The sequence below is a fragment of the Polaromonas sp. P1_E1_2 genome, from assembly GCF_056406035.1.
Genome location: NZ_JBFUAZ010000547.1, coordinates 1 through 2,897, shown reverse-complemented (window position 1 = coordinate 2,897; position 2,897 = coordinate 1). Strand labels below are relative to the sequence as shown.

General features: G+C 55.7%; 2 protein-coding genes and 2 pseudogenes. 2 read left to right on the top strand and 2 right to left on the bottom strand.

Annotated elements, in window-relative coordinates; translation table 11 throughout:
• Nucleotides 1-397: pseudogene (locus AC1D1P_RS19635) on the bottom strand (DNA polymerase III subunit beta); the annotation flags it as partial.
• Nucleotides 398-715: 318 nt separating this feature from the next.
• Nucleotides 716-2,110 carry a chromosomal replication initiator protein DnaA gene (dnaA, locus tag AC1D1P_RS19630; RefSeq protein ID WP_457281893.1) on the bottom strand — a complete coding sequence of 465 codons (1,395 nt, stop codon included), beginning with the start codon at nt 2,108-2,110 and terminating at the stop codon, nt 716-718.
• 424 nt (nt 2,111-2,534) lie between these two features.
• Between dnaA and rpmH the strand changes: the two genes are divergently transcribed.
• Both rpmH and AC1D1P_RS19620 read left to right on the top strand, forming a co-directional pair.
• Nucleotides 2,535-2,669, top strand: coding sequence for a 50S ribosomal protein L34 (gene rpmH / locus AC1D1P_RS19625; RefSeq protein WP_007862708.1), 135 nt, complete (start codon nt 2,535-2,537; stop codon nt 2,667-2,669).
• A gap of 51 nt (nt 2,670-2,720) precedes the next feature.
• Nucleotides 2,721-2,897, top strand: a pseudogene (locus AC1D1P_RS19620) (ribonuclease P protein component); the annotation flags it as partial.

The window sequence follows — 2,897 nt, the reverse complement described above, 5'->3', positions numbered from 1 at the left end:
GCACAGAGAAGCTGGGGCCGAAATTGGCGGCTTCCTGCACCAGGGGGAAGTCTTCAGCCGGCAGGGTTTGCAGCGTGAAGCGGCTTTTGCCGCCCTTGAGGATCAGCTTGTTCTGCGACGACTCGAGCGAGACGGTCTGGTCGCTGGGCATGGAACGCAGGATGTCGATGAGCTTGCGGGCACCCACAGTGGTGGTGAAGTTGCCGGCGTCGCCGTCGAGCTCGGCGGTGGTGCGGATCTGGATTTCAAGATCGCTCGTGGTGAGCTGCAGCTGGGCGCCAGTTTTGCGGATCAGCACGTTGGCAAGGATGGGCAAGGTGTGCCTGCGCTCAACGATGCCGGCCACCGACTGCAGTACCGACAAAACTTTATCCTGGGTTGCTTTCAGAACGATCATGACTTCCTCTGTATATATCTTTAATTCTTTAATTCAAATTAGTAGTAGTAGATAAGGGTGGCGCCCATCTGTGGATAGTGCCATTTTCCCCTTTTTGATCAACCACTTGGCGTTTGTTTAACCATGTGTTCAGACGCCCCTGAACTGCACTGCTGAATATGAACAACTTTCGATTGTCATCTGCTTCTGTGGATAAGCCATGGGTTGTTCAAAAGTTGTCCCCAAAGTTATTGTGAGGGTGGTTGGGCTCTGTAAAACACCGTGAAAACCGGACGCTAGAGGGTTCGTGGGGTTCATGGGATGCATCGAGGCTGTTCCTCAGCCTTTCAGGGTCTGTTCAAGCACATGCAGCTGCTGGTTGAGCTCTGTCATTTGCTGGCGCTCGGCAGACATCTTGCGCACGGCGTGCAGCACGGTGGTGTGGTCACGCCCGCCAAAGAGCTCACCGATCTCGGGGAGGCTCTTTTGCGTGAGTTCCTTGGCCAGGTACATGGCAATCTGCCGCGGCCGCGCAATGCTGGCAGGCCGCTTCTTGGAATACATGTCGGCCACTTTGATCTTGTAATAGTCGGCGACGGTCTTCTGGATGTTCTCGACGCTGATCTGCCGGTTCTGGATGGAAAGCAGGTCACGCAGGGCCTCACGGGCCAGCTGGATGGAGATTTCCTTGAGATTGAAGCGTGAGTACGCCAGGATCTTGCGCAAGGCGCCTTCGAGCTCACGCACGTTGGAGCGGACGTTCTTGGCGACGAAGAAGGCGACTTCTTCGGGCATGGAGGCGCCCTCGGCTTCGGCCTTGCGGATCAGGATGGCGACGCGCATTTCGAGTTCGGGCGGTTCGATGGCGACTGTGAGGCCGGAATCAAAGCGCGAGACCAGGCGTTCGTGGATATCCGTCAAACCCTTGGGATAAGTGTCGCTGGTCATCACGATGTGCGACTTTTTGGTCAGCAAGGCCTCGAAAGCGTTGAAAAACTCTTCTTGGGTGCGGTCCTTGTTGGCGAAGAACTGGACGTCGTCAATCAGCAGCAAATCCAGGGAGTGATAACGCTCCTTGAATTCATCAAAAGTCTTGCGTTGGTAAGCTTTAACCACATCTGAAACAAATTGTTCAGCATGGATGTAGAGAACTTTGGCGGCGGGGTTGTCCGACAGCAATTTATTGCCGATCGCGTGCATCAAATGGGTCTTGCCCAAACCTACGCCGCCGTAGATAAAAAGCGGGTTGTAAAGCTGGCCCAGGCTGCTGGAAACATGTAACGCCGCGGCCCGGCCCATGCGGTTGGCCGTGCCTTCAATCAGGGTGTCGAAGGTCAGCGCGCTGTTGAGCCGATTCTTGAACGGCGCGCCGGCGGCTTCTTCGGGAACGCCCAGGCCGACGGGTTCAGGAACGCCGGAGCCTTCAAAGCTGCGAACCAGAGAAGAAGACTTGGCGGGCGCTTCGCGCGGAGCAAGTGCTAACTCAAGAGGGATGCTTTGCCCGGAAATTTTCTCAAGCAGGGCCGAAATGCGGCCGGCATACTGGGCGCGAACCCAGTCCAGTTTGAACCGGTTACCCACTAAAACGGTGACTTTGGTGAGGTCGGGAGCGACCTCGACAAGCAGGGGGCGGATCCAGGTATTGAACTGTTGTTCAGGTAATTCCTGGGCCAGGTGGTCGACGCAGCTCTGCCACAAGTCCTGGTTCAGATTTTGGACGGATGCCTCACTCATGGCTGGTTTTGGCTGGGTTGCTGGCCTGGCAAGAGGCGCCCGGCAGCGGTGAGCTGCTTGTGGATATTGTTAATTTTGAGCACCGGCAATTGTAGTCCGGACGAGGAGTTATCCACAAAATAATTGATCCGGGTTTCAACCTATTTTGGGCACTGGTTTGGGGTATGTAGCGACCCGGTTCGCCGCATCTCAGCCTTTACCCCAAATGGGCGGGCTAACTTGTTGCCAGTGTTAGGAAATCTGCGATAATCATGGGTTTCCCTGATTCGCGGCGGGTTTTGCCTGCCTTGAAGACTTGCAGAGATGGTTGTGTTGTACGGCCACCAAGATCATTCGAATCGCCCAAAGCAGTGTGTCTTATAACTAAGGCAAGGTAACGGCAAAGGGGAAAGCTTTGTAGCTGACCGGCTAGTAGGACTCAATCATGAAACGCACATACCAACCATCCAAAGTCAAACGCGCTCGTACGCACGGCTTCCTGACCCGCATGAAAACGCGTGGCGGCCGCGCAGTGATTGCTGCACGCCGCGCCAAAGGCCGCAAGCGCCTGGCCGTATAAGCCTGTTTCCTGCTGGCCATTCGCAGTTTTTTAAACTGACGCCTGGCGCTTGTGCAACGGCTTCAAACCCGACCCCAGTTCCAGGCAGTTCTTGCCGGCGCCATTGTTGCAAAAACAACGCACTTCGCATTGCACCGCAATGCGCTGGACGCAAAGCCCGTGCAAGCTGAGCCAGGCAAGCTGGCTGATGTGATCGCGGCAAAGCCGCTGTTTCCCGTACAGGATGTC